This is a genomic window from Halorubrum sp. SP3 (genome assembly GCF_005435195.1).
Classification (GTDB): Archaea; Halobacteriota; Halobacteria; order Halobacteriales; family Haloferacaceae; genus Halorubrum; species Halorubrum sodomense.
Window position 1 is genome coordinate 1 of record NZ_SGTU01000137.1, and the last position, 1011, is coordinate 1011.

The 1011-nt window shown below is 57.1% G+C and carries 1 protein-coding gene and 1 pseudogene; both read left to right on the forward strand.

The features are described from left to right. Positions 1-347 (forward strand): ABC transporter ATP-binding protein (locus tag EXE42_RS15865; protein WP_137706947.1); only part of this gene is annotated, 347 nt, incomplete at its 5' end. A 464-nt stretch (positions 348-811) separates the two neighbouring features. Continuing rightward, positions 812-1011, forward strand: a pseudogene (locus EXE42_RS20360) (LLM class flavin-dependent oxidoreductase); the annotation flags it as partial.

Consider the following 1011-nt stretch of genomic DNA (forward strand, 5'->3'; position numbering starts at 1 on the left):
GGTTCCCGATTTTAAAAGAACGCCAGCGACAGCGGGCCGGGACGATGAGCGGGGGCCAACAGCAGATGCTGGCGATGGGGTCGGCGTTGATGGTTGACCCGGACATTCTTCTATTGGACGAGCCGTCCGCCGGGTTAGCACCAGAACTCGTGGAGGATATGTTCGACCGAATTGACGAGATAAATGACGCAGGGACTGCTATTCTGATGGTCGAACAGAACGCGAAGAAGGCATTACGTCGATGCGACCGAGGATACGTTCTCGTGAACGGCGAGAATGCGTACGAAGGGCCAGGCGACGAGTTGCTACAGGATCAGGAGGTCCGGAAGCGGTTCCTCGGCGGGTGATAATCAAACAGAATCCTGTCAAGAGGGTTCTGTTGAATTTTCTCTCAAACAAAACCGCATCCAAATCGGTCGGTATTGAGAGCTACGTGTTGGCTGCTGGAACCCCTGCCAAAATTAACTAATTTCCAGAGCCGAGTATAAATACCGAATATTCCGTAATCATGCCGAGGTTTTGAGTTCAGCCTCGCATCCGAATCCTGAGTTGTTTTATAAGGTCTAGAGGGACACCACAGTCGGTACACGAGACCGAGTTCTCCGCAACGCTTGCTGGCGTCCGAGTCCAAACACAAGGCTGGCCGCTGTCGCGGAACCCTGACAGCGCTCGCCGTAGTGACTCGGATTAAGCCGATACGAACGGACGGGCTGGTATGGACACCGAGTTCGCGTACTGGGTGCCGAACGTCAGCGGCGGGCTGGTCGTTTCGGACTGGGAGACAGAGACGGACTGAACCTATGACTACAACCTCGAACTCGCCCGTACAGCGGAGGAGGTCAGCTTCGACTACGGGCTCGCGCAGGCGCGCTTCTTCGGCAGCTACGGGGCCGAAAAACAGCTGGAGGCGCTGTCTGTCGCCAACGCGCTCGCGGCACAGACCGACGAGCTACACGTCATCGGAGCGGTCCATCCGGGACTCTGGGAGCCCGGCCCTCTCGCGAACTTCAT